Origin of the sequence: Mangrovibacter yixingensis (assembly GCF_020523985.1) — a bacterium.
Taxonomy (GTDB): domain Bacteria; phylum Pseudomonadota; class Gammaproteobacteria; order Enterobacterales; family Enterobacteriaceae; genus Mangrovibacter; species Mangrovibacter yixingensis.
This window is the reverse complement of sequence record NZ_JAIVKM010000009.1, coordinates 19,392-43,609: the sequence shown is the minus strand read 5'-3', so window position 1 is coordinate 43,609 and position 24,218 is coordinate 19,392. Positions and strand designations below refer to the sequence as shown.

General features: G+C 49.7%; 23 protein-coding genes. 9 read left to right on the top strand and 14 right to left on the bottom strand.

What is annotated here, in order from left to right; translation table 11 throughout:
* The first annotated feature begins 38 nt into the window (after nt 1-38).
* The 4 genes from fieF to LC084_RS20545 all read left to right on the top strand — a co-directional run bounded on the left by fieF (nt 39) and on the right by LC084_RS20545 (nt 4,087).
* On the top strand, nt 39-941 hold the full coding sequence (gene fieF / locus LC084_RS20560; protein WP_226573551.1) for a CDF family cation-efflux transporter FieF: 903 nt from the start codon (nt 39-41) through the stop codon (nt 939-941).
* 185 nt (nt 942-1,126) lie between these two features.
* Complete coding sequence (gene pfkA / locus LC084_RS20555; RefSeq protein ID WP_226573548.1) at nt 1,127-2,089, top strand: 6-phosphofructokinase; 963 nt, start codon at nt 1,127-1,129, stop codon at nt 2,087-2,089.
* Between the two features lie 150 nt (nt 2,090-2,239).
* Nucleotides 2,240-3,229: a sulfate ABC transporter substrate-binding protein gene (locus LC084_RS20550; protein ID WP_226573545.1), complete on the top strand. Its 990-nt coding sequence runs from the start codon at nt 2,240-2,242 to the stop codon at nt 3,227-3,229.
* A gap of 87 nt (nt 3,230-3,316) precedes the next feature.
* Nucleotides 3,317-4,087 carry a CDP-diacylglycerol diphosphatase gene (locus LC084_RS20545; protein WP_404808847.1) on the top strand — a complete coding sequence of 257 codons (771 nt, stop codon included), beginning with the start codon at nt 3,317-3,319 and terminating at the stop codon, nt 4,085-4,087.
* Nucleotides 4,088-4,163: 76 nt separating this feature from the next.
* On the opposite strand, the gene tpiA is transcribed toward LC084_RS20545, so the two are convergent.
* A complete protein-coding gene (gene tpiA / locus LC084_RS20540) occupies nt 4,164-4,931 on the bottom strand; it encodes a triose-phosphate isomerase (protein ID WP_226573540.1) in 768 nt (255 codons plus the stop codon).
* A gap of 102 nt (nt 4,932-5,033) precedes the next feature.
* Nucleotides 5,034-5,633, bottom strand: a complete 600-nt coding sequence (locus LC084_RS20535) for a DUF1454 family protein (RefSeq protein WP_226573537.1) — start codon at nt 5,631-5,633, stop codon at nt 5,034-5,036.
* 113 nt (nt 5,634-5,746) lie between these two features.
* Here LC084_RS20535 and LC084_RS20530 point away from each other — a divergent pair, with 113 nt between their 5' ends.
* Nucleotides 5,747-6,166: a DUF805 domain-containing protein gene (locus LC084_RS20530; RefSeq protein WP_226573534.1), complete on the top strand. Its 420-nt coding sequence runs from the start codon at nt 5,747-5,749 to the stop codon at nt 6,164-6,166.
* Here LC084_RS20530 and fpr read toward each other — a convergent pair whose 3' ends face one another.
* From fpr to LC084_RS20510, 4 genes are all read right to left on the bottom strand, one after another.
* Complete coding sequence (fpr, locus tag LC084_RS20525) at nt 6,167-6,913, bottom strand: ferredoxin--NADP(+) reductase (RefSeq protein WP_226573532.1); 747 nt, start codon at nt 6,911-6,913, stop codon at nt 6,167-6,169. It lies immediately after the preceding gene.
* 93 nt (nt 6,914-7,006) lie between these two features.
* Nucleotides 7,007-8,017 (bottom strand): class II fructose-bisphosphatase, encoded by a 1,011-nt coding sequence (gene glpX, locus LC084_RS20520; protein WP_226573530.1) that lies wholly within the window; start codon nt 8,015-8,017, stop codon nt 7,007-7,009.
* Between the two features lie 126 nt (nt 8,018-8,143).
* On the bottom strand, nt 8,144-9,658 hold the full coding sequence (gene glpK / locus LC084_RS20515) for a glycerol kinase GlpK (RefSeq protein WP_226573527.1): 1,515 nt from the start codon (nt 9,656-9,658) through the stop codon (nt 8,144-8,146).
* A gap of 22 nt (nt 9,659-9,680) precedes the next feature.
* Nucleotides 9,681-10,532, bottom strand: coding sequence for an MIP/aquaporin family protein (locus LC084_RS20510; RefSeq protein ID WP_226573525.1), 852 nt, complete (start codon nt 10,530-10,532; stop codon nt 9,681-9,683).
* Nucleotides 10,533-10,972: 440 nt separating this feature from the next.
* Here LC084_RS20510 and zapB point away from each other — a divergent pair, with 440 nt between their 5' ends.
* Nucleotides 10,973-11,218 (top strand): septal ring assembly protein ZapB, encoded by a 246-nt coding sequence (zapB, locus tag LC084_RS20505; RefSeq protein ID WP_110027361.1) that lies wholly within the window; start codon nt 10,973-10,975, stop codon nt 11,216-11,218.
* Between the two features lie 52 nt (nt 11,219-11,270).
* Here zapB and rraA read toward each other — a convergent pair whose 3' ends face one another.
* The 7 genes from rraA to priA form a co-directional block, all read right to left on the bottom strand.
* Nucleotides 11,271-11,756 (bottom strand): ribonuclease E activity regulator RraA, encoded by a 486-nt coding sequence (gene rraA / locus LC084_RS20500; RefSeq protein ID WP_226573523.1) that lies wholly within the window; start codon nt 11,754-11,756, stop codon nt 11,271-11,273.
* Nucleotides 11,757-11,892: 136 nt separating this feature from the next.
* Complete coding sequence (menA, locus tag LC084_RS20495; protein WP_226573521.1) at nt 11,893-12,822, bottom strand: 1,4-dihydroxy-2-naphthoate polyprenyltransferase; 930 nt, start codon at nt 12,820-12,822, stop codon at nt 11,893-11,895.
* Between the two features lie 146 nt (nt 12,823-12,968).
* Nucleotides 12,969-14,300, bottom strand: coding sequence for an HslU--HslV peptidase ATPase subunit (gene hslU, locus LC084_RS20490; RefSeq protein ID WP_226573520.1), 1,332 nt, complete (start codon nt 14,298-14,300; stop codon nt 12,969-12,971).
* Nucleotides 14,301-14,309: 9 nt separating this feature from the next.
* Nucleotides 14,310-14,840, bottom strand: coding sequence for an ATP-dependent protease subunit HslV (gene hslV / locus LC084_RS20485; RefSeq protein WP_036115842.1), 531 nt, complete (start codon nt 14,838-14,840; stop codon nt 14,310-14,312).
* 137 nt (nt 14,841-14,977) lie between these two features.
* On the bottom strand, nt 14,978-15,952 hold the full coding sequence (gene ftsN, locus LC084_RS20480; RefSeq protein WP_226573518.1) for a cell division protein FtsN: 975 nt from the start codon (nt 15,950-15,952) through the stop codon (nt 14,978-14,980).
* 87 nt (nt 15,953-16,039) lie between these two features.
* Nucleotides 16,040-17,074, bottom strand: a complete 1,035-nt coding sequence (cytR, locus tag LC084_RS20475) for a DNA-binding transcriptional regulator CytR (RefSeq protein ID WP_226573516.1) — start codon at nt 17,072-17,074, stop codon at nt 16,040-16,042.
* A 150-nt stretch (nt 17,075-17,224) separates the two neighbouring features.
* Entirely contained in the window at nt 17,225-19,420 is a 2,196-nt protein-coding gene (gene priA, locus LC084_RS20470) for a primosomal protein N' (protein ID WP_226573514.1), read from the bottom strand.
* 204 nt (nt 19,421-19,624) lie between these two features.
* On the opposite strand from priA, the gene rpmE reads away from it, so the two are divergent.
* Nucleotides 19,625-19,837 (top strand): 50S ribosomal protein L31, encoded by a 213-nt coding sequence (rpmE, locus tag LC084_RS20465; RefSeq protein ID WP_226573510.1) that lies wholly within the window; start codon nt 19,625-19,627, stop codon nt 19,835-19,837.
* 76 nt (nt 19,838-19,913) lie between these two features.
* Here rpmE and metJ read toward each other — a convergent pair whose 3' ends face one another.
* On the bottom strand, nt 19,914-20,231 hold the full coding sequence (metJ, locus tag LC084_RS20460) for a met regulon transcriptional regulator MetJ (RefSeq protein WP_226573507.1): 318 nt from the start codon (nt 20,229-20,231) through the stop codon (nt 19,914-19,916).
* Nucleotides 20,232-20,525: 294 nt separating this feature from the next.
* On the opposite strand from metJ, the gene metB reads away from it, so the two are divergent.
* Nucleotides 20,526-21,686, top strand: coding sequence for a cystathionine gamma-synthase (metB, locus tag LC084_RS20455; RefSeq protein ID WP_226573505.1), 1,161 nt, complete (start codon nt 20,526-20,528; stop codon nt 21,684-21,686).
* A gap of 2 nt (nt 21,687-21,688) precedes the next feature.
* The gene (locus tag LC084_RS20450) at nt 21,689-24,121 is read left to right on the top strand and encodes a bifunctional aspartate kinase/homoserine dehydrogenase II (RefSeq protein WP_226573503.1); all 2,433 of its coding nucleotides are present in this window, start codon (nt 21,689-21,691) and stop codon (nt 24,119-24,121) included.
* Nucleotides 24,122-24,218: the final 97 nt, after the last annotated feature.

The following is a 24,218-nucleotide window of genomic DNA, read 5'->3' as shown; positions in this document are numbered from 1 at the left end:
GATTGATTATACTGGCATCCAGGCTTCCTGGAGGTGTTATGAATCAAAATTATGGCCGTCTTGTTAGCGGTGCGGCTTTAGCTGCAACGACAACTGCTTGCATACTGTTGTGTATCAAGATAGTTGCCTGGTGGTTAACAGGATCAATGAGTATTTTGGCATCGTTAGTGGATTCACTAGTCGATATTGCCGCATCCTTAACGAATTTACTGGTAGTTCGCTACTCTCTTCAGCCAGCTGATGATGAACATACTTTTGGGCACGGTAAAGCCGAGTCTCTGGCCGCCCTCGCACAAAGCATGTTTATTTCAGGTTCCGCATTATTTTTATTTCTATCGGCAATTCAACATATTGCGCAGCCAGAACCCATGCGTGATGCGGGTGTCGGTGTGGTTGTCACTGTACTGGCATTAATAAGTACTATCATTTTGGTGACCTTTCAGCGTTGGGTGGTCCGCAGAACGGGTAGCCAGGCAGTCAGGGCAGACATGCTTCATTATCAGTCTGATGTTATGATGAATGGAGCCATCCTGGTTGCGTTGGGCCTGTCATGGTATGGGTGGCACCGTGCAGATTCGCTCTTCGCATTAGGTATTGGCATTTATATTTTATATAACGCCTTACGTATGGGGTATGAAGCTGTTCAGTCATTGCTGGACAGGGCCCTCCCGGAAAGTGACCATCAGGAAATTATTCGCATCGCTGGTCAATGGCCTGAAGTTAAAGGGACCCATGATCTGCGGACAAGGCAGTCAGGGCCGACTCGTTTTATTCAATTGCATCTGGAAATGGACGATGATTTGCCATTAGTGGAATCACATCGAATTGCTGAAGCAGTGGAACAGGCGATTCGTGACCATTTTCCTGGCGCAGATGTCATTATTCATCAGGATCCTTGTTCGGTAGTGCCACTGGAATTACAGGGACATTTCGAGCGTTGATGGAAAGGTGTAAAAAAGTGAGCCAGGTCGCCATTTTCAGTATAAATAACCATCATTTGGTCTGACCTGAATCAATTCAGCAAGAGCCGGTTGATATACTATTGCGGTAAACGTTGTAACCCCAGTTTACCTGTAGGCGGTTCCGGCAACAGTATTCATTTTGCATTCAAAGTTCAGAGGTAGTCATGATTAAAAAAATCGGTGTTTTGACAAGCGGTGGTGACGCACCAGGCATGAACGCAGCGATTCGTGGAGTTGTGCGAGCCGCATTGACAGAAGGTCTGGAAGTTTGTGGGATTTACGATGGCTATCTGGGGTTGTATGAAGACCGTATGATTAATCTGGACCGTTATAGTGTGTCCGATATGATTAACCGTGGTGGGACATTCCTTGGTTCTGCTCGCTTCCCTGAATTCCGTGAAGAGCATGTTCGCAGTGTCGCAATTGATAACATGAAAAAACGTGGCATTGATGCACTGGTCGTCATCGGTGGGGATGGTTCCTACATGGGGGCAAAACGCCTGACTGAAATGGGCTTCCCATGTATTGGTCTGCCGGGCACGATTGATAACGATGTTGCCGGTACCGACTACACCATTGGTTACTTCACGGCGCTGAGTACCGTTGTTGAAGCAATTGACCGTCTGCGCGATACCTCTTCTTCTCACCAACGTATTTCAATTGTTGAAGTGATGGGCCGTTATTGCGGTGATCTGACTTTGGCTGCAGCTATTGCTGGTGGGTGTGAATTTATCGTTTTGCCGGAAGTCGAATTTAACCGTGAAGACCTTGTTTCTGAAATTAAAGCCGGTATTGCCAAGGGCAAAAAACATGCAATTGTAGCGATTACTGAACATATCTGCGATGTGGATGAGTTATCCAAATACATTGAAACTGAAACAGGCCGAGAAACACGTTCTACTGTCTTGGGGCATATTCAACGTGGTGGTTCTCCGGTACCTTACGACCGTATTCTGGCTTCCCGTATGGGGGCTTATGCCATTGAACTGTTGTTGCAGGGATACGGTGGCCGTTGCGTGGGTACACAGAATGAAAAATTGGTGCACCACGATATTATCGACGCCATTGAAAATATGAAACGCCCATTCAAAGGCGACTGGCTGAACTGCGCGAAGAAATTGTACTGACAGCCCGCCCGCTACAAGCCGGAGACCTTTCTCCGGCTTTTTTCTCCTTTCAATTATTCCTTATAGTTATAGCCAATTTTTTTTAATTCTTTAATCCGCAGGAGATTTTCTGGCAGGCTGACACCATTCGACCTGATAAGAGAACCCGTGATGAAAAAGTGGCTTCCTGGTGTGGTCTTGCTACTGGCTTCTGCCAGTGTAATGGCTAAAGACATCCAATTATTAAACGTGTCTTACGACCCAACGCGCGAACTCTATGAGCAATATAACAAAGCGTTCAGCACCTGGTGGAAAGCGAAGACGGGCGACAATGTGGTTATTCGCCAGTCTCACGGCGGCTCAGGCAAGCAGGCCACATCAATTATTAATGGGATTGATGCTGATGTAGCGACACTGGCACTTGCCGGTGATATTGATGCGATTGCTGCACGTGGGCGTATTGCTAAAGACTGGAAAAAAAGGTTACCAGATAATTCAGCGCCTTATACATCAACCATTGTTTTCCTGGTACGAAAGGGGAATCCGAAAAACATTCATGACTGGAATGATCTGGTTAAACCTGGCATCTCGGTGATTACCCCAAACCCTAAAAGCTCTGGCGGTGCCCGCTGGAATTATCTCGCTGCCTGGGGTTATGCCCTGGATAAAAATAATGGTTCTCAGGAGAAAGCTCAGGCATTTGTTAAAGCGCTATATCATAATGTAGAAGTGCTTGATTCCGGTGCGCGTGGCGCAACGAATACCTTTGTTGAGCGGGGAATTGGCGATGTGCTAATTGCCTGGGAGAACGAAGCACTGCTGGCAGAGAAGACGCTGGGGCACGGGCAATTTGAAATAGTGACGCCGAGTGAATCGATTCTGGCAGAACCAACTGTTTCGGTTGTCGATAAAGTAGTGGATAAAAAAGGAACCCGGGATATTGCTCAGGCATATTTGCAGCATCTTTACTCTCATGAAGGTCAGGAAATTGTCGCACGTAACTATTACCGCCCGCGTGACCCGGAAGTTGCCAAACAATTCAGTGCGCAGTTCCCTGCATTGAAGCTCTTCACCATAGATGAAAAATTTGGTGGCTGGGCGCAGGTACAAAAAATTCATTTTGCCAGTGGCGGTATTTTTGACCAAATCAGCCAGCGCTGATTGTTAACAAAACTGTCATTGTGATTTGGGATAAAAAACAGGACGATGGCTGCCAGGTCATCGTCTTTTTACGTTCAGGAGCACATGATGGTCCGTCATCGCAAAAAGTATTTAGGGTTATTTTTCGCAGTGTTAGTTGTAGCTGGTGCGGCAGGGGGTTGGTACTGGCATGAAAGAGAGTGGAAGGCTGGGGCCCTGTGGCGCATTGTCAGTGAAAAATGTGTGCCGGGTGAGCTAAAGAGCCACAATCCCGCACCTTGTAAGGAAGTAAATCTGCAACAAGGGTATGTGCTATTGAAGGATCTCAATGGCCCTCTGCAATTCTTGCTAATGCCAGTTAAACGTATAACGGGTATTGAAAGCCCTGAACTACTTTCCCCTACAACACCTAATTTCTTCTGGGATGCCTGGCATGAACGCGGTGTAATGGCGGAAAAGCGCGGGGCTCCCATACCTGACACTGCTATTTCGCTGGCTATCAACTCGCCTTCAGGCAGAACACAAAACCAGCTACATATTCATATATCCTGCTTGCGAAATGATATTCGTAAAACCATTGATAAGTTCCAGTATGCCGTTGGGGCACAATGGCAACCTTTCCCGGATAACCTGGCTGGTGAAGAGTGGCTGGCACGGACATTAACCCCGGAAGAACTGCAAAACCAAAGTCTGTTTATTAACTTTGCACAACAGGTTGGTGGGGCAGAAAAAAAGATGGGGCACTTCAGCCTGGCGCTGGTAGCATTGAAGAGTGGGAAATTGTTGGCACTTGCAACAGAACGTGATTTGTTGCACGGCAACCCGGCATCGGCAGAAGTTTTACAAGACCATACCTGTGCAATTTTAACAACGCCATAAACACAAAAGCCCTGAAGCAACACAACGTAAGTGTATCTGCTACAGGGCTTGCTGACCGCAGAGCGGTTAATGCTTATCAGGCATTTTTCGCTTCTGCTGCGGCTTTAACGATAGTGGCGAAGGCATCTGCTTTCAGGGAAGCACCGCCAACCAACGCACCGTCGATATCCGGCTGACCAAACAGTTCAGCTGCGTTGCCCGCGTTCACAGAGCCACCGTACTGGATGATAACTTGTTCAGCGATAGCGGCATCAGCTTTTGCGATGTGGTCACGAATGAATTTGTGAACAGCCTGTGCTTGTGCTGGGGTGGCAGACTTGCCAGTACCAATCGCCCATACTGGTTCGTAAGCGATAACTGCACCTTCAAACGCTTGTGCGCCCAGAGTGTTCAGTACGGCATCAATCTGGCGTGCACAAACTTCTTCTGTTTTACCGGCTTCGTTTTCTGCTTCGGTTTCACCGATACACAGAACCGGGATCAGGCCTTGTTCTTTCAGTACAGCGAATTTTTTAGCGATGAGCTCATCGGATTCAGCATGGTAGGTGCGGCGCTCAGAGTGACCAATAATGATATATTTTGCACCTACATCTTTCAGCATTGCAGCGGAAGTTTCGCCCGTGAATGCACCAGACAGGTTCAGGTCAACGTTTTGCGCGCCCAAGTGAATGTGGCTGCCAGCCGCAGTCTGTTTTGCCAGATCGAGGTACATCATTGGAGGGGCAATCGCAACACCACAACCCACAACACTGGATAATTCCTTACGCAGGTTAGTCACCAGTTCGTGAACCATATGAGTGTTGCCATTGAGTTTCCAGTTACCCATCACTAATGGATGTCGCATCTTATTCTCCAGGTGGTAAGAAGTAAAAATAATGCTGCCGTGACTGGCAGCGGGTCTGTAACACAGTATAGAGATTCACAGCTCGAAAGGCTTTGCTTTTTATCATTGATTGCTGTTTTCAAGCGTTTCAGATAGCACCAGCTTAACCGGTTCAACAGCGAAAGTTAGCCCTTTTTCCCCGTCATCTGCCACAACATAGCGTAATGCTCCCTCTGTTTGTGCGTAATAGCTTTTGTTTTTCCCTGCAGCCAGCAGTTTTGTGAATAGATCCGCACTTTGTTGTGATGAATAGTTGGGGTTGAAATAATTAATTAGCGCTTTCATCCAGGCCATCGCTTTTGCCCGTGCGTTTGCCTGTTCCGGCCCTTGAATCGGTAACCATGTTATCTGGATGCTTTTGATTTTGAGTGTTGCCCGCTCAAGTGCTGCCGATGCATAGAGATTCTCATTAATTTTTGTTGCGGCACGCAGTAATAACACTTTCGGATCGTTGACCTCAATAGCGCGAAATTCATTGAGTTGTAATGAAGGGTTCTCATGATTGAAGCGTTCACGGAAATCGGAAATAGAAATGTCGAATGCTGGCGCGCCGGGTAGCAGGTACGCAGCGACAGGTGCTCTGGGTTCTCCTTGTTCCGCTTTACCATAGGCTGCACAGGTAACTAACGTGAGCGCCGCCAGCGCGGTTAACAAGTATTTCATTCACTCTCACTCCCCTGAGATTGGTGAAACGATTAAAACGGGATCCGCCGCGCTTGTCAAAAACAGCGCCACCCAGGGTAAACTATCTGTATTACGATAAACAGGGTACGTTTATGACCATACAGCTTTGGTTGTTTTCTTTTCGGGGTCGTATTGGCCGCCGTGATTTCTGGGTCTGGATTGTCGCATGGGCAGTGTCTATGTCACTCCTTTTTACGCTTGCCGGTAATCAAATGCTCTCTACGCAAACGGCTGCATTTATCTTGGTTTGCCTGTTTTGGCCAACTGCAGCTGTTGTGGTGAAACGGTTGCACGACCGTGGGAAGTCAGGTGCATGGGCACTGTTAATTATTCTTGCCTGGATGTTGCTCGCAGGTAACTGGGGGATGTTAGGTGGCGTTTGGGTGTGGGCTGTAGGGCGTTTTATTCCAACATTGATTATGGTGATGATGTTGCTTGACCTGGGTGCATTCTTGGGCACCCAGGGTGAAAATAAATACGGTAAAGCAACACAGGAAGTCAAATACCGCTAATTACCAATAATGCTCCGCCGTCATATGCCCCGGGCGGCGGCGCAAATGTTTTGTCATTCCCCGGCTCTCTTTAAGCAAAGCCTGTGTATCTCTTACCATCTCAGGGTTACCACATAACATCACGTGGCTGGTTGCGGGAGATAGGGTTAACCCTGTCGCTGCCTCTAATGCTCCGCTCTCTATCAATGCGGGTATCCGCCCGGTCAGTGCTCCTGGAGTAGTTTCCCGGCTGACTACAGTTTGAATACGCAACTTATCACCCAGTTGTTGCTGAAGTGACAGCATTAATGGTAGATAACTTAAGTCCGCTGCGTGGCGTACGGCATGAACCAGAACGATATGTTCGAAACGCTCGAGACCATCACCTTGTTGCAGTATGGATAAATAAGGTCCGACAGCTGTCCCCGTAGCAAGCATCCATAATGTTTGGCAATCTGGGACCTCGTCCAGCACAAAAAAACCTGCAGCGGATGCGGTAACTTGTACCGGGTCACCAGGTTTCAGTGCACTCAGGTGTGGGCTTAGTTTTCCGTCAGGAACCGTCACCAGATAAAATTCAAGATTTGGGTTGTCTGGTGCGTTGACATAAGAATAAGCGCGCTGGACGCGTTCACCATCAATTTCCAGGCTTAGTTTGGCAAATTGCCCGGCAGTGAAGGGCGTAACAGGGGCTTTTAAGGTCAGGCTGAACAGTGTTTCTGTCCAGTGATTGATTTGGATAACGTTGCCGGTAACCCAGTCAGCCATAATGCACTCCTGTGATGATGTTTAATTAATCTTCGCCAGGTATACGCAATATTTCCAGCCCAAAAGGGCTGGAAAGCTCAAGAAGACAAACGGTTACACAATATACACTTGTACGCCTGAGTCTTTGCGGTCCAGGTAGTGAATGGACTGGATACGGCGAATTGTGCGTGATTTACCCCGAATTAGCAGGGTTTCTGTTGTGGCCATATTCCCTTTGCGGGAAATACCCTCGAGCAAATCACCTTTAGTAATGCCGGTGGCCGAGAAAATCACATTGTCGCTTTTTGCCATCTCACTGAGTGCCAGAACTTTCCCCGCTTCAATACCCATTTCCTGGCAGCGCTGAAGCTCTTTTTCACCCAGTGAGCGATTTTCTGGCGTATCACCTTTTACATGATGACGAGCGACTAACCGACCTTGCATATCACCATCCAAAGCCCGAATAACAGCGGCAGACACAACACCCTCTGGCGCACCACCCACTCCGTACAGAACATCCACTTCGCTATCAGGCATGCAAGTCAGGATAGAGGCGGCGACATCACCATCAGGAATGGCGAAAACACGCACACCCAGCTTTTGCATTTCCTCAATGGCTTTTTCATGACGGGGTTTTGCCAGAATTGTTACGGTGAGTTCGCTCAACGGTTTTGCCATTGCATAAGCGATATTGCGCAAGTTTTCGCTGAGTGACAGGTTGAGATCGATAGCACCTTTGGCGTCCGGGCCAACTATCAGTTTTTCCATATACATGTCGGGCGCATTCAAAAAACAGTCTTTATCGCCCACAGCCAGCACAGCCAGTGCATTGGCCTGGCCCATTGCGGTCATTCTGGTTCCTTCGATAGGGTCAACGGCAATATCAACCGCATCACCTTTACCGGTTCCCACTTTTTCACCGATATACAGCATAGGGGCTTCATCAATTTCCCCTTCGCCAATAACAATTTGCCCGTCAATATCGACCTGGTTGAGCATGATGCGCATGGCATTCACTGCTGCACCATCTGCGGCATTTTTATCTCCCCGGCCCAGCCACTTGTAACCTGCAAGTGCAGCAGCTTCAGTCACACGGGAAAATTCGATAGCAAGTTCTCGTTTCATAGCAAATCCACAACGGAAGAATTGCGACGGAGTGTAGCACAGTGGGGAAACAGGGGGTAAATCCCTTTATTTTGTATGGGGATTGCTTTATAAAAAAGCCACATTTTCATGTGGCTTTTCCGTTAGTTACATCTCTTCATGCTCTTCCCAGGCGAGTGCGCGTTTAACCGCTTTTTTCCAGCCTGCATAGCGGTAATTCCGTTCGGTAGTTTCAATTCCTGGACGGAACTCTTTCTCAATAACCGCTTTTTCTTTCAGCTCGTCCAGATTTTGCCAGTAACCCACCGCCAGGCCCGCCAGGTATGCGGAACCCAGAGCGGTGACTTCCCGGACCTCTGGGCGTTCAACCAGTGTCCCCAGAATATCCGACTGAAATTGCATCAAGAAGTTGTTAGCAACCGCACCGCCATCGACTCGCAGAGCGTGGAGCCTTACACCGGCATCGGCTTGCATGGCTTCCAGTACGTCGCGTGTTTGGTACGCGATGGATTCCAGTGTGGCACGAATAATGTGGTTGGCATTGACACCGCGAGTCAAACCGAAAATAGCACCACGTGCATAAGGGTCCCAGTATGGCGCCCCCAGCCCGGTAAATGCCGGTACGACATAGACACCATTGGTGTCTTTGACTTTAGTGGCAAAGTATTCAGAGTCTGTGGCATCACTGATGAGTTTCATTTCATCTCTCAACCACTGAATGGACGCCCCGCCCATAAATACTGCGCCCTCTAATGCGTAATTCACTTCACCTGTTGGGCCGCAGGCTATAGTGGTCAGCAACCCATGGCTGGATGTTACAGCCTGCGTGCCCGTGTTCATCAGCATAAAACAGCCAGTGCCGTAGGTATTTTTTGCCATCCCTTCTTTTACACACAACTGCCCAAACAGTGCAGCTTGCTGGTCACCGGCAATCCCGGCAATAGGAATACGTGTCCCACCTTTCCCACCAATGTTGGTTTTACCGTACACTTCAGATGATTTACGTACTTGTGGCAACATTTCTCGTGGTATATCCAGCGCTTCCAGCATACGGTCATCCCATTCCAGCTTGTGGATGTTGAACAGCATGGTACGGGAGGCGTTGGTATAATCGGTGACATGCACCCGGCCCTGAGTCATTTTCCAGATAAGCCAGGTATCGACAGTACCGAATAACAACTCCCCACGGCGTGCACGTTCCCGCGAACCTTCAACATGGTCGAGAATCCACTTCACTTTGGTGCCAGAGAAATAAGGATCGATGACCAGACCTGTAGTGTGGCGTACGTATTCTTCCATACCATCGCGCTTAAGTTGTTCGCAAATCTCAGCGGTGCGGCGGCATTGCCAGACAATGGCGTTGTAAATAGGTTTACCGGTTTCGCGTTCCCAGACAATAGCTGTTTCACGCTGGTTGGTAATCCCAATGCCTGCTACCTGGTCTGAACGAATGTCTGCTTTGGCAAGCACTTCCACCAACGTGGAGCTTTGTGATGCCCAGATCTCCATAGGATCGTGTTCAACCCAACCCGGTTTGGGGTAGATTTGCTGAAATTCGCGTTGGGAGACACTGACGATGTTAGCATCGTGATCCAGTACCACGGCCCGGGAACTGGTGGTGCCCTGGTCCAGTGCGACGATGTATTTTTTCTCTGTAGTCATATATGTGCGTCCTTAAGTCGAATTACAGCGAGGCTTTTTGTTGTGCCACCGCAGGCGATGATGAATTTGATGTTTCTACAACAGGTTTATTGCCAGGTAAATGGTGGGCGATTAACTTCTGGTAGCCAAATGCACCCAGAATGGCACCAGTAACAGGGCCGAAAGTAGGAACAAGGAAGTAAGGAATGTTACGCCCGCCAGTGAAAGCGATTTCTCCCCAGCCTGCCAGCCAGGCGAATGTTTTCGGGCCCAGATCGCGAGCTGGGTTCATCGCAAAGCCAGTTAATGGCCCCATGGAAGCACCAATAACGGCAATCAGCAGGCCAATTAACAGTGGCGCGAGCGGGCCACGCGGGATCCCATTACCATCATCGGTTAGTGCCATAATCACGCCCATAAGAATGGCGGTAATTACCATCTCAACAGCAAAAGCCTGGTAGAAGTTGATATGGGGATTTGGGTAAGTAGAGAAAATACCTGCCAGTTGCAGGCTTTCTGGTGTTCCCCGAACAATATGGTGAGTAAGTTCGTAATCAATAAACAGGTTGTAATAAAGCCCGTAAACCAGTGCTGCAGCGCAGAAGGCACCGAGAAACTGTGAGCAGATAAAGGGCACAACTTTTCGCCCTTCGAAGTTCGCAAACAGCCACAATGCGAGAGTGACTGCCGGGTTGAGGTGCGCGCCGGATACGCCTGCGGTCAGATAGATGGCCATAGCCACTCCCAAACCCCAGATGATACTGATTTCCCACTGGCCAAATGTTGCGCCTGCGACAACTAAAGCGGCAACACAGCCAACACCGAAGAAAATCAACAACCCGGTACCAATAAATTCGGCGATGCACTGACCTTTTAAGGTTGAAGTTTGACTCATAATCGGGTCCTAAAGGTAAATTAATGATTATTGTTTGTACGGGTAAGCCAATAACCCGCCATGTCGTGTAGACATACTGTTAATTTATCGTTAACGAGCAAAAACGAGAAATATCGAAAGTTATTTTTGTGTGCGTCGTCAAGAAAATGAGCGTTTTCGCGCTACCGAGGCCAAAATGTCGGGTCAGCTGAGTAATGGGCGCGATAAGAAATACCTCAATTTTTTAACGGATATATTAACAATTTGGCTGAATGGGTGCGTGTGAGGTTCAGCAAATGCTGAAAAGTGTTGCAATCCGCAAACAGCCCGGTATCTCGCTGGACAGGGGCTGTCAGGCTTCTTACAATCGAAGTCTTGCGTGATGTAACGTATATCATTAAGGCGTCGCCGAAGCGGGACAGGATAGTCATCCATCAGCGCCTTTGTAATTCAGGAGAGGTATGACAATGTCATTTGAAGTGTTTGAAAAACTGGAAGCCAAAGTACAACAGGCTATTGATACCATCACGCTGTTGCAGATGGAAATCGAAGAGCTGAAAGAGAAGAACAACAACCTGGCGCAGGAAGTACAACTTGCACAGGAAAATCGCGGAGCGCTGGAGCAGGAAAATAACCAGCTGAAAGAACAGCAGGGCGTCTGGCAAGAGCGTTTACAGGCACTGCTGGGAAAAATGGAAGAGGTTTAATCTTTCCAGGCGAGGCCTTTGGGCGCAGCAACATCTGCGCCCAATAGCGCGTTTATTCGATATCCAAGGGTTCTTCAGAAAGAATAATGCCTGTGTTGTCTGCGTATAAATGGTCGCCTGAAAAAAACGTCACACCACCAAAATTGACCCGGATGTCACTCTCGCCTATACCTTCCCCTGCCGCACCTACAGGAATGGCAGCGATAGCCTGGATGCCAATATCCATTTCTTCCAGGTCATCCACCTGGCGCACTGCGCCATAGATAACAATGCCTTCCCATTCATTTTGCATAGCCAGGCGAGCCAGGTCAGCATCAAGCAGTGCACGTCGTACCGAGCCACCACCATCGACGACCAAAATGCGCCCACGGCCATTTTCTTCGAGAAGCTCATACAGCAACCCGTTGTCCTCGAAACATTTAACTGTGATTACCTGACCACCAAATGAGCTGCGCCCACCGAAGTTAGAAAACAACGGTTCGACGACATTAACATCCTCGTGGTAGATATCGCACAACTCTGAAGTATCGTATTTCATAGGATTAACACTTAGTTGCTGCTGGTAGTTTTCAGTATATCGCTTAATGTCTGGCCGTGTCCTGCTGTAATGCGTAATTTTCGGCCGCCTGAATATTGCCATTAAAAAAACCGCAGGATGCGTTGATGTGAATCAGTTATCCGCCCCATTGGCTGATGATGATACCCGCAATAAACAAAACATTAGTCAGTAAGGCGGCTTTCACTGTTTTCTCAAGCATCGGGCGTATGGCTACCGGGTTGGTTTCGCGCAGGATATAACAGCACTGGCGCACCAGTAGCGGAGCAGAAAGAACAAACAACCATCCCCATATCTGCTTCAGCCAGAGTAAGTTGAACAGGGCAAAACATAACAGTGCGCCAGCCAGCAATATGACGTGGTAACGACGGGCGTTATGCGGCCCAAGGCGCACAGCAAACGTGTTTTTACCATTTTCCCTGTCGCTGTCTAAATCGCGCAGGTTATTGATATTCAGAACCGCTGTTGCTAACAGCCCGGTTGCAGTAGCGGGAACAAAGATAGAGACCGCCAGTTGATGAGTTTGCAAATACCAGGCACCTACCACACTGAGCCAGCCAAAGAAAATCAGTACTGAGATATCACCCAGCCCCATATAGCCATAAGGTTTATTGCCAACGGTATACGTAATCGCTGCGATAATAGCCAGTACACCCAACAAGAGAAAACCAAACAAATCAGACAGGGTATGGCAGGCGACCAGCACCAGTGCCAGGCCAGACAGGCAGGTTAGTGTAACGGTAATAATCAGGGCGACTTTCATTTGTGACACACTGATCAGGCCTTTTTGCATCCCCCTCAACGGCCCAATACGGTCTGGTTTATCACTCCCTTTGAGTGCATCACCATAATCATTGGCCAAATTTGAAAGAATTTGTAATAGCCCTGCTGTTAACAAAGCCAGTGCGGCAATAAGCGGGTTAAAAGTGTGTTGCCACCAGGCCAAAACGCTACCAACAACAATAGAAATAAACGCCAGGGGTAGTGTACGAGGGCGCAGGCTTTCAAACCACGCGCGGGCAACACTCACAGGTTGGGCATCAGTCATGTTTTATCGCCAACAATAAAAATGGGGGCGCGATGCCCCCATTGAAATGAACAGGATTAGGCTCGGAACCGAATTGTACACGGTACATGGCCTAACCTGAAACTGTGTTACCCATTGGTGTCGTGATACCCGCGGGTGCCTGGCGATTACAAAATAAACCGGCTCAGGTCTTCGTCTGCCACCAGTTCATCAAGGTGTTTGCTGACATAGGCGGCATCAATAGTAATTGTCTCACCGCCAATTTCACTGGCATCAAACGAAATATCTTCCATCAGACGTTCCAGTACGGTGTGTAAACGACGGGCACCAATGTTTTCGGTAGTTTCATTGACCTGCCATGCAGCCTGAGCAATACGGCGAATGCCGTCGTCAGTGAAGGTGATATTAACCCCTTCAGTTGCCATCAGTGCTTTGTACTGCACAGTGACAGAGGCGTTCGGTTCGGTCAGGATCCGTTCAAAATCCTCAGTGGTCAGCGCCTGTAGTTCTACGCGGATAGGCAAACGGCCTTGTAGTTCAGGGATAAGATCTGATGGGCTGGCAACCTGGAATGCACCAGAAGCAATAAACAGGATATGGTCTGTTTTCACCATCCCATGTTTCGTGGATACCGTACAGCCTTCAACCAGAGGCAGCAAATCGCGTTGTACGCCTTCACGAGAGACATCCGGACCAGAAGCATTACCACGCTTACAAATTTTATCGATCTCATCGATAAACACGATGCCATGTTGTTCTACTGCATCAATTGCATCTTGCTTCAGCTCTTCCGGGTTAACCAGTTTTGCAGCTTCTTCTTCCACCAAAAGCTTCATCGCGTCTTTGATTTTCAGCTTACGCGGCTTTTGTTTCTGCCCACCCAGGTTCTGGAACATAGACTGAAGCTGGCTGGTCATTTCTTCCATACCTGGCGGTGCCATGATTTCCACACCCATTGGTGCAGCCGCGAGGTTGATTTCGATTTCTTTATCGTCCAACTGGCCTTCACGCAGTTTTTTGCGAAATGCCTGACGTGCAGCAGAGGGTTCCTGGGCAGACTCTGACTGGCCCCAGTTATTTTTGGCTGGTGGGATCAGTGCATCCAGAATCCGTTCTTCGGCCATTTCTTCTGCGCGATAACGGTTTTTTTCAATGGACTGCATGCGCACCATTTTAATGGCAGAATCGGTTAAGTCGCGAATAATAGAATCCACTTCTTTACCCACATAACCCACTTCGGTGAATTTGGTTGCTTCTACTTTGATGAACGGTGCATTAGCCAGCTTCGCCAGGCGACGGGCTATTTCAGTTTTACCAACACCAGTTGGCCCGATCATCAGGATATTTTTGGGTGTTACTTCATGGCGCAGCTCTTCATCAAGCTGCATACGGCGCCAGCGATTACGCAGCGCAATAGCGACAGAACGCTTCGCTGCGTCCTGGCCAATAATGTGTTTGTCGAGTTCACTGACAATTTCGCGTGGGGTCATTTCAGACATGGGCAGTCCTTAAACTTTTGACGGTAATTCTTCGATGGTCTGGAAACTGTTGGTATAAATACAGATATCACCTGCAATACCCAACGCTTTTTCGACAATATCGCGTGCACCTAACTCGGTGTTTTCCAGTAATGCACGAGCAGCTGCCTGAGCATAAGGGCCACCAGAGCCAATCGCAATCAGGTCATTTTCGGGCTGGATAACGTCGCCATTACCACTAATGATAAGTGATGCATTTTCATCGGCGACAGCCAGCAATGCTTCCAGCCGGCGCAACATGCGGTCAGTACGCCAGTCTTTAGCCAGCTCAACTGCGGCTTTAACCAGGTGCCCCTGGTGCATTTCCAGTTTACGTTCGAACAGTTCAAACAAGGTAAACGCATCTGCTGTTCCGCCTGCAAAACCGGCAATGACTTTATCATTGTAGAGGCGACGCACTTTTTTGACGTTACCTTTCATTACGGTATTGCCCAACGTGGCCTGGCCATCGCCACCGATTACTACATGGCCGTTGCGGCGTACACTTACTATTGTTGTCACGAGCAGACCCCTTGTGGATAGCTGAATGAGGGTACTCCGGGCATGATTTGTCTGTGCTATTTGCTGCCTGTACTACAGCTCACCAAAATCGCGCCCGGAAGAGAATGAAATTATAGATGGGGGGAAAATTGGGGGTTTCAACCCCCTGATGCGATACGGATACAGTTTGCGTGACCTGAAACCTTCAACCGGCTGATCGTTGAGTCGGCATTCTCTTTCCCTTTTAACGGGCCAATGACCACCCGGTTCCAGCCATTATTCACGGTAATATGTGAAGAAAAACCCTCAAATGCTAACTGCGCACGTACAGTTTCAGCCTGATCTGCCCCGCGGAATGAGCCACATTGGATAATCCAGCGCCGTTCATCTTTTTTCTCGGCAGTTTTGGCCGGTTCCTGTACTTGTGTGACAGGTGCAGGCTGTTCGGCACGGCTCGCAGTGGTACTCCGCGTCTGTTCCCGTTGGGATGTATGCGCAGGTGTTTGCATCAGGTCTTCATAAGGTGAAGCTGATGTGGGCGCACGAACAGGGGAAGAGTGTGTGTAAGTTTGCGTATTACGCGTTGCTTGCTGTTGAGACTGCGTATTCGATGAGCGTGATGATGTACCCGAAGGCTGAGACTGCTGTTGCGCTGCTGCCTGGCGTTGGCGTTGCAATGTTTGCTGGCGTTGCTCTGGCGTTTGCTCATTCCAGGGAACTTCGCTCAGCGGTGTGGGTTGCTGGCGCATATCTGCCTGCATTTGTTCCAGTAACTGGCGTTGTTCATTGGTTAGCTGATCGGCATTTTTGATTTCCCCACCTGAAGAAGGTTCTGTGGGCGTGCGAATGCCGGGCTGGCGATTTTCCAACTCTTTAATGTAGCGCCACCGCTCTTCAGGCTTTGGCGGCAGACCATTGCCAGGAATGCTTTGCCCGCTTCGAGCCTCACTTTCTTCTTTTTTATGATGGGTAATAAAGTAAAGCCCGCCAACAAAAGCCACCAGAACAGCGGCCGCAACGGCAACCATCACTGGAGAGAGCGCAGACCCCTGAGTCTGTTTTTTGCGGGAATTCCCTTTTTTCCGCCGTGCTGGTGTCGATTGCCCACGACGTACGTAATCTCGTTGTGCCACTATCGTTTCGCTGTGAATATCGTATTTATCAGCCCGCCATGTTACTTAAGGGGCGGGTGTTTGACCAGATTAAGGATTCCGAAAGCGTTAAATCCCTTTTTTTACTGGGCCAGCCGATTCCCGGATAACCAGGTCGCAATCAAGCAAACGGGAGCCGGGGCTGATGGTATTCCCATTCAGTTGTTCCAAAAGTAGCAACATGGCTTCCTCGCCAATTTTGAAGCGAGGCTGGGCCATGGTGGTGAGCGGCGGGTCGCAAAAGCGAGACAATGCAATATCATCGAACCCCATAATCGAAAGGTCTTGTGGTACCCGCAGACCGTGGCGTTTTGCCCATGACAGCGCACCTAACGCCATAACATCGCTGTGGCAAAACACGGCCGTAGGCGGTACAGGCAAACGATGTAATTGTTGCAGGGCATTTGCGCCCGCTTCGTAGCTAAAATCGCCGCGCACAATATAGTTTGAGTCTACAGTAATGCCATTGCGCCTCAAGGCCTGAATATAACCTTGTAAGCGATAGTGCGAGAGCGGCATTTCTTCGGGGCCTGCAATACAGGCAATATGCGTATGGCCTTGCTGCAGTAACCATGCGACGGCATTAAAGGCCGCGGTCAGGTTATCGATATGCACCGTTGGTAATTCAAGCTCTGGAGCGAATTCGTTCGCCATCACCATTGGCGGCAGGTTGCGTTGTTCTTCGCGGCTGGCATCAAAAGGAAGTTGAGAGCCAAGAAGTAGCATGCCGTCGATTTGTTTACTGATGATGAGATCAATAAAGTTCTTTTCTTGCTGGTTTTGGTGAGCACAGTCACCAATCAACACCAGATAGCCATGTTTGGCTGCTGTGGTTTCAATACCGCGCAGAATTTCACTGAAAAAGGGGTCGCAAATATCGGGAACGATGACCAGAAGGGTGCAAGAGTCGTTGCGTTTGGCATTGCGGTTCAGAGTATGTGGCAGATAACCCAGCTCAACAGCGGCCTGCTCAACCCGGTGGCGTGTTGCCTGCGAAACTTTCTCCGGGTTCATTAATGCGCGAGAGACTGTTGCTGTGGACACTTCTGCCTTTTCTGCCACATCTTTCATCGTGGGCGCCACGACCTTTTTGTTCGCCTTCAACGTGCTCTCCTCGTCCGAAACCGCAAATGATGCCTTTTGTCTGATGCTGTTCACATTTTTATCAGATAATCGCAGCAAGTTGTTACAACTCTTTCATCCGAAGTGTGATCTGTATTGTTTTTCCGAGTTTCCTCGCATTCTTCTGGCTAATTAGCCTTCAATTGGGTCTACATCCAGCATCCATTTAACTTTTTTCGCTCCGGGCAGGGTGTTAACCAGAACCAATGCAGTAGCTAATACTTGCTGAAGGCGGGTGCGAGAAGGGTGTTGTAGCAATAGCTGCCAGCGGAATCGCCCACCACGTTTGGGTTGCAGGGCAGGAACCGGGCCGAGCAACCAAAGCTGTTGGTCTGCGGCCGGGCTTGCCTGAATCAGATTCCGCAACTGTTGCAAAAAGACAGCGGCTTGTTGGTTGTCGTGATCTTCTGCGCGAATAAGCACGTGGCTACTCCATGGAGGCAGCATGACTTTTTGCCGTTCAGCCAATGCCTGGCTGGCAAAAGCGTCATAGCCTTTTGCGAGCAAAATTTGCAGTAAAGGGTGATCGGGATGGTGAGTTTGTAAAATAACTTCGCCCTGTTTCCCCGCTCGCCCGGCGCGCCCGGATACCTGAGTGTATAGCTGTGCGAAGCGTTCTGCGGCACGGAAATCAGCAGAGAATAACGCGCCATCGACATCCAATAATGCGACCAGGGTGACATCGGGAAAATGATGCCCTTTAGCCAGCATTTGTGTACCAATCAGGATTCTTTTCCCTCCCCGATGAACCGCTTCAAGGTGTTTCTCCAGCGCACCTTTACGGCTGGTGGTATCGCGGTCAATACGGGAAATGGGCACTGAAGGAAAAAAAGGAGCAAGGCTTTCTTCCAGTTGTTCTGTGCCCGTGCCGACGGGTACCAGGTGGGTTGAACCACATGACGGGCATTGATGGGGAATGGGCCGTTGGCTGTCGCAATGGTGGCAGCGCAAGTGTCGTTGACGTTGATGAACTGTGTAGTAGTGATCACATCTCTGGCACTCGGCAATCCAGCCACAATCGTGGCACAGTAACGCGGGTGCATACCCACGGCGGTTCAGGAATAAAATCACTTGATTATCTGCGTCCAGATGCTGACGCATACGGTTAATTAGCGCAGGAGATAACCCAGCCTGAAGCGACTGCCCTTTCAAGTCCAGAACATGCTGCGTTGCGGGCCGCGCATTGCCAGCTCGCCGGGTAAGCTTCAGTTGGCGATATTTGCGTTGTTGAACGTTGTACAACGTTTCCAGCGAAGGCGTGGCAGACCCAAGAACAATGGGAATATCTTCACTGTGAGCACGCCATACTGCAAGGTCGCGTGCATGGTAGCGCCAACCTTCCTGTTGCTTATAAGAGCTGTCGTGTTCTTCATCGATGACAATAACGCCCAGGTTGCGAAACGGGGTAAACAATGCGGAGCGTGTACCAATCACAATAGCTGAGTCGCCCCGGCTGGCTTTGATCCAGGTGGCTAATCGTTCACTGTCATTCAGCCCTGAATGTAGAACATCCACTGGTGCATTAAAGCGTTCACGAAAGCGTGCGATAGTCTGTGGTGTTAGCCCTATTTCCGGTACCAGTACCAGCGCTTGCTTACCTCGTGCCAACACATTTTCCAGCACACTCAGGTAGACTTCCGTTTTCCCTGATCCAGTAATACCCGCCAGCAACCAGGCGGTAAAATGGTCATCCTCACTGTGAATCGCACCAACAGCCATCGCCTGCTCAGTATTCAACCGCAGGCGCTCCTGAGCAAGCGTGAATGTATTTTGCCAGGGAGAACTCTCAGGCTCTTCCTGGCGAATATCACACAGACCTTTACGGCGCAATGACTGGAGGGCTGAATCGTTCAGGTCGAGTTCAGTAGCCTGCTGGCGCAGCACCGGGCCCTGGCGAAGAGCCGCCAGCGCTTGCTGTTGCTTTGGCGCACGTTTTAACCCATTCAGGTCAGTTGCCATACCTTGCTCGGTCGCAAACCAGTAACTTTGAGGTGACAGCAACGCGGGTTTACCCTGACGTAACGGAATGGGCAGGGCATGAAACAGCACTTCACCAATCGGGTGGTGATAGTAGTTAGCGGCCCACTGGAGTAAACGCCATAAAGATGCTGAGTAAAGCGGTGTGCTATCCAGTGCTTCCAGCACGGTTTTCAGGTCTGCCAGAGGAAGTTCGCTGTTGTCATCAACGCTGACCACAATACCTGTACGTTTCTGCGTTCCGAAAGGCACGGTGACGCGGCAACCTGCAGCCAGCACCATATTTTCGGGTACGGCATAGTCAAAAGTGCGGTTCAACGGAACGGGCAAAGCAACGTGGGCAACGGGCATCAGCGCTTCCAAAGCAAAAAAAGGCAGTCTAGTGTACACTGTGACTGCGATTGTGTGCGGATCAGTTTGCATACGCTGGTTAATTTCTGTATGATTCGCCGCCTTTGATGTGCAATTTCGCACTCAAAACCATTATTATCAACTTCGCGTGGTGTCTGGCGTTAGGGCTGGAAGAGCGACGCGGCCTTAGACCTGAGGTTTTCCATGAAAAAAGATATTCACCCGAATTATGTAGAAATTACTGCAACTTGTTCTTGCGGTAATGTTATCAAAACCCATTCTACCGTGGGTCACGACCTGAGCCTGGACGTATGTGGTAAATGCCACCCGTTCTTCACTGGTAAACAACGTGTTGTTGATACCGGTGGTCGTGTTGAACGTTTCAACAAACGTTTCAGCATTCCGGGCAGCAAGTAAGATTCTGCTTGCCACAAAAAAGGCGCCTTTCGGCGCCTTTTTTGCATCTGTTATCTACTGATAACGCTGCACCGGATTAATATTCCCATGTATCCGGATCTATGCCCAGCTCACGCATAATCACTTTTGCATGTTCCGGAATTTCATCACTTCGCTCTTTACGCAGGTCATCGTCGTTTGGTAACGGCTGCCCGGTAAATGCGTGGAGAAATGCTTCACACAGCAATTCACTGTTCGTTGCGTGGCGCAGGTTATTTACCTGGCGACGAGTACGTTCGTCAGTGAGGATCTTCAACACTTTCAGAGGAATGGAAACCGTAATTTTCTTTACTTGTTCACTCTTCTTACCGTGCTCAGCGTATGGGCTGATATATTCGCCGCTCCATTCAGCCATGAGATACCTTTAGTCCTCTCAGTCATTAAAAAAGGCCAAACCCTTTGCGGGAACTGACCATTAAAGTAAATTTTTACCGTACACAGATTCGCACATTTTTAGACAGCGTTGCTGTGTTGCGGATCTTAAGCGTATAAGTTTAACGGTTATTGGCGCTCTGCTCAATCTATACGCAAAGAAGTTTAGATGTCCAGATGTATTGACGTCTATGTTAACTCTGTTTACTCTGTTGGCTGTCTTCTGATTACTGTATTACGCGCCTGCCGGTTCAGGTGTCAGCCAGGGATACTCACCATGACACGCAAACAAGCCACAATTGCTGTACGTAGCGGATTAAACAATGATGAACAATACGGCTGTGTTGTGCCGCCGATTCATCTCTCTACAACTTATAACTTCACTGATTTCAATTCACCACGCGAGCATGACTATTCCCGCCGTGGCAACCCAACGCGTGATGTTGTCCAGCGTACGCTGGCTGAACTGGAAGGCGGTGCGGGTGCAGTGATGACGAATACTGGCATGTCGGCCATTCATTTGCTGACGGCTATTTTCCTGAATCCCGGTGATTTGTTAGTTGCGCCTCACGATTGTTATGGCGGCAGCTACCGGTTATTTGACAGCATGGCGAAACGCGGTTGCTACCGTGTACAGTTTGTTGACCAGAATGATGATTCGGCACTGGAATCGGCTCTGGCACAGAAACCCAAACTGGTGCTGATAGAAAGCCCGAGCAACCCTTTATTGCGTGTCGTGGATATCGCGAAAATTTGCCAGGCGGCAAAAGCTGCTGGTGCAATCACTGTTGTTGATAACACGTTCCTGAGCCCGGCACTGCAAAACCCACTGGCTTTGGGCGCGGACCTGGTGGTTCATTCCTGCACCAAATATCTCAACGGGCATTCCGATGTTGTGGCGGGCGCAGTGATTGCCAAAGATGCCGATATGGCGACAGAGCTTGCCTGGTGGGCAAACAATATTGGGGTAACGGGAAGCGCTTTTGACAGCTACCTGCTGCTACGTGGGATTCGAACTCTGGCTCCGCGGGTTGAACTTGCCCAACGCAATGCACTTGCCATTGTGGACTATCTGAAAAAACAGCCCCTGGTTAAGCGCCTTTACCACCCATCACTTCCTGAAAATCCAGGGCATGATATTGCAGTACGCCAGCAAAAAGGGTTTGGGGCGATGCTCAGTTTTGAACTGGATGGTGACGAACAAACATTACGCCGCTTCCTCAAAGGGCTCTCTCTCTTTACACTGGCGGAATCTTTAGGTGGGGTTGAAAGCTTAATTTCCCATGCCGCGACGATGACCCACGCCGGAATGTCAGCAGAAGCGCGTGCGGCTGCCGGTATTTCTGAGACGTTGCTACGTATCTCAACCGGAATAGAAGATGGTGACGATCTAATTGCTGACCTGGAAAATGGATTCCGGGCTGCATCTGAGGGGTAAGTATGAGTGTTACTGCACCAGCAGGGGGCGCAGGCCGCCAGTTACATAAGTTTGGCGGGAGCAGTCTTGCCAATGTTAAGTGCTACCTGCGGGTGGCCACAATTTTGGAAGAGTATTCCTGCCCTGGCGATCTCGTGGTGGTGTCTGCAGCTGGCAGCACAACCAACCAACTGATTAGCTGGTTGAAACTGAGCCAGACTGATCGGCTCTCTGCTCACCAGGTACAACAAGCGCTGCGCCGCTATCAGACCGAACTGATTAGTGGGTTATTGCCTGCTGAGATTGCTGATGGGCTGATTGCCGATTTTATTCATGACCTGGAGCGCCTGGCGGTATTGCTGGACAGCACAATCACCGATGCAATTTATGCTGAGGTAGTCGGGCATGGTGAAGTATGGTCAGCCCGGTTGATGTCTGAAGTCCTCAGGCTGCAAGGGATGGAAGCCGCCTGGCTGGACGCCCGCGATTTTATGCGGGCAGAACGTGCTGCACAGCCTCAGGTGAATGAAGGCCTGTCTTATCCGTTGTTACAACAACTTCTGGTCCAGCATCCTGGCAAGCGTATTGTGGTAACTGGCTTTATTTGCCGCAACAACGCAGGCGAAACTGTGTTGTTGGGCCGCAATGGCTCTGACTATTCTGCAACGCAGATTGGTGCGTTGGCTGGGGTTTCCCGCGTAACTATCTGGAGTGATGTGGCAGGTGTTTATAGCGCAGATCCGCGTAAAGTGAGTGACGCCTGCCTGCTACCGTTATTGCGCCTGGATGAAGCCAGTGAACTGGCCCGCCTTGCCGCACCAGTGCTGCATACCCGTACACTTCAGCCTGTATCCGGCAGTGATATCGACCTGCAGTTACGTTGTAGTTATAACCCAGAGCAAGGCTCAACGCGTATTGAACGCGTATTAGCCTCGGGGACTGGGGCACGTATTGTGACCAGTCATGACGACGTGTGTTTGATTGAGCTGCAGTTGGCACCAGAACAAGATTTCCGCCAGGCACAAAAAGAGGTGGATACGGTGCTCAAACGCGCTCAACTTCGCCCTCTTGCTATTGGTGTGCATCCTGACCGCCATCTGTTGCAGATGTGCTATACCTCGGAAGTGGTGAACAGTGCCTGGCAGCAATTACAGGATATTGCACCACAAGGTGAATTGGTGCTGCGTGAAGGTCTGGCTTTGGTTGCGATGGTGGGTGCGGGTGTGTGCCGTAATCCTCTGCACAGCCACCGCTTCTGGCAGCAGCTAAAAGACCAGCCGGTAGAGTTTATTTGGCAATCCGATGAAGGTATCAGCCTGGTTGCTGTACTTCGTAGTGGGCCAACTGAACACCTGATTCAGGGGCTGCATCAGTCTTTGTTCCGCGCCGAGAAGCGTATTGGTTTGGTACTGTTTGGCAAAGGCAATATTGGTTCTCGTTGGCTGGAGTTATTTGCCCGGGAGCAGGAGTCGTTATCTGCCAGAACAGGGTTTGAATTTATTCTGGCTGGGGTGGTGGACAGCCGCCGTAGCTTGTTGAGCTATGATGGGCTTGATGCCAGCCGGGCACTGGCTTTCTTTAACGATGAAGCCGTAGAACTGGATGAAGAAGCACTTTTCTTGTGGATGCGGGCACACCCGTATGATGACCTGGTGGTGCTGGATGTCACTGCCAGTGAACAACTGGCTGACCAGTATCTGGATTTTGCCAGCCATGGTTTCCACGTTATCAGTGCAAATAAACTTGCGGGTGCCAGTACGAGCGATAAATTCCGCCTGATCCGCGATGCATTTGCGAAAACGGGGCGTCACTGGTTATACAATGCAACTGTGGGTGCAGGCTTGCCTGTGAACCATACGGTTCGAGACTTGCGAGACAGCGGTGATTCGATCCTTGCGATCAGCGGTATTTTTTCCGGAACGCTCTCTTGGTTGTTTTTGCAATTTGACGGCACAGTGCCTTTCACCGATCTGGTCGATCAGGCCTGGCAGCAGGGGCTAACTGAGCCTGATCCACGGGTAGACCTCTCGGGGCAGGATGTCATGCGCAAATTGGTTATTTTGGCGCGTGAAGCCGGGTATGACATCGAGCCTGAACAGGTGCGGGTTGAATCACTGGTTCCGGTTGGTTGTGAATCTGGTTCTGTTGACTATTTCTTCGAAAACGGCGACGCACTGAATGAGCAAATGTTGCAACGCCTGGAAGCCGCGCAGGAGATGGGGTTGGTATTGCGCTACGTAGCCCGTTTTGATGCCAACGGTAAAGCTCGGGTTGGGGTGGAAGCGGTACGCCAGGAACATCCGTTAGCTTCTCTGCTGCCCTGTGACAATGTGTTTGCTATTGAAAGCCGCTGGTATCGGGATAATCCCTTGGTAATTCGTGGGCCAGGAGCTGGCCGGGATGTTACCGCCGGAGCTATTCAGTCCGATATTAATCGCTTGGCAAAACTGCTTTAAACCTTGCTATTTCATACCGCCATTCAGGTCCGCTGGCCTGAAGGTGGTATTCCATCACTTTCTGCGTATAAAAATCATCACTTATCCATGAAATTTT

Excerpts from the sequence above, each read along its gene's own strand:
- zapB (WP_110027361.1), top strand. The coding sequence starts at position 10,973 with ATGACAATGTCATTTGAAGTGTTTGAAAAACTGGAAGCCAAAGTACAA.
- rpmE (WP_226573510.1), top strand. The coding sequence starts at position 19,625 with ATGAAAAAAGATATTCACCCGAATTATGTAGAAATTACTGCAACTTGT.
- metJ (WP_226573507.1), bottom strand. The coding sequence starts at position 20,231 with ATGGCTGAATGGAGCGGCGAATATATCAGCCCATACGCTGAGCACGGT.
- tpiA (WP_226573540.1), bottom strand. The coding sequence starts at position 4,931 with ATGCGACATCCATTAGTGATGGGTAACTGGAAACTCAATGGCAACACT.
- menA (WP_226573521.1), bottom strand. The coding sequence starts at position 12,822 with ATGACTGATGCCCAACCTGTGAGTGTTGCCCGCGCGTGGTTTGAAAGC.
- fieF (WP_226573551.1), top strand. The coding sequence starts at position 39 with ATGAATCAAAATTATGGCCGTCTTGTTAGCGGTGCGGCTTTAGCTGCA.
- fpr (WP_226573532.1), bottom strand. The coding sequence starts at position 6,913 with ATGGCTGACTGGGTTACCGGCAACGTTATCCAAATCAATCACTGGACA.
- LC084_RS20550 (WP_226573545.1), top strand. The coding sequence starts at position 2,240 with ATGAAAAAGTGGCTTCCTGGTGTGGTCTTGCTACTGGCTTCTGCCAGT.
- glpX (WP_226573530.1), bottom strand. The coding sequence starts at position 8,017 with ATGAAACGAGAACTTGCTATCGAATTTTCCCGTGTGACTGAAGCTGCT.
- glpK (WP_226573527.1), bottom strand. The coding sequence starts at position 9,658 with ATGACTACAGAGAAAAAATACATCGTCGCACTGGACCAGGGCACCACC.
- metB (WP_226573505.1), top strand. The coding sequence starts at position 20,526 with ATGACACGCAAACAAGCCACAATTGCTGTACGTAGCGGATTAAACAAT.
- LC084_RS20450 (WP_226573503.1), top strand. The coding sequence starts at position 21,689 with ATGAGTGTTACTGCACCAGCAGGGGGCGCAGGCCGCCAGTTACATAAG.
- LC084_RS20510 (WP_226573525.1), bottom strand. The coding sequence starts at position 10,532 with ATGAGTCAAACTTCAACCTTAAAAGGTCAGTGCATCGCCGAATTTATT.
- pfkA (WP_226573548.1), top strand. The coding sequence starts at position 1,127 with ATGATTAAAAAAATCGGTGTTTTGACAAGCGGTGGTGACGCACCAGGC.
- LC084_RS20530 (WP_226573534.1), top strand. The coding sequence starts at position 5,747 with ATGACCATACAGCTTTGGTTGTTTTCTTTTCGGGGTCGTATTGGCCGC.
- hslU (WP_226573520.1), bottom strand. The coding sequence starts at position 14,300 with ATGTCTGAAATGACCCCACGCGAAATTGTCAGTGAACTCGACAAACAC.
- LC084_RS20545 (WP_404808847.1), top strand. The coding sequence starts at position 3,317 with ATGGTCCGTCATCGCAAAAAGTATTTAGGGTTATTTTTCGCAGTGTTA.
- LC084_RS20535 (WP_226573537.1), bottom strand. The coding sequence starts at position 5,633 with ATGAAATACTTGTTAACCGCGCTGGCGGCGCTCACGTTAGTTACCTGT.
- rraA (WP_226573523.1), bottom strand. The coding sequence starts at position 11,756 with ATGAAATACGATACTTCAGAGTTGTGCGATATCTACCACGAGGATGTT.
- priA (WP_226573514.1), bottom strand. The coding sequence starts at position 19,420 with ATGCCCGTTGCCCACGTTGCTTTGCCCGTTCCGTTGAACCGCACTTTT.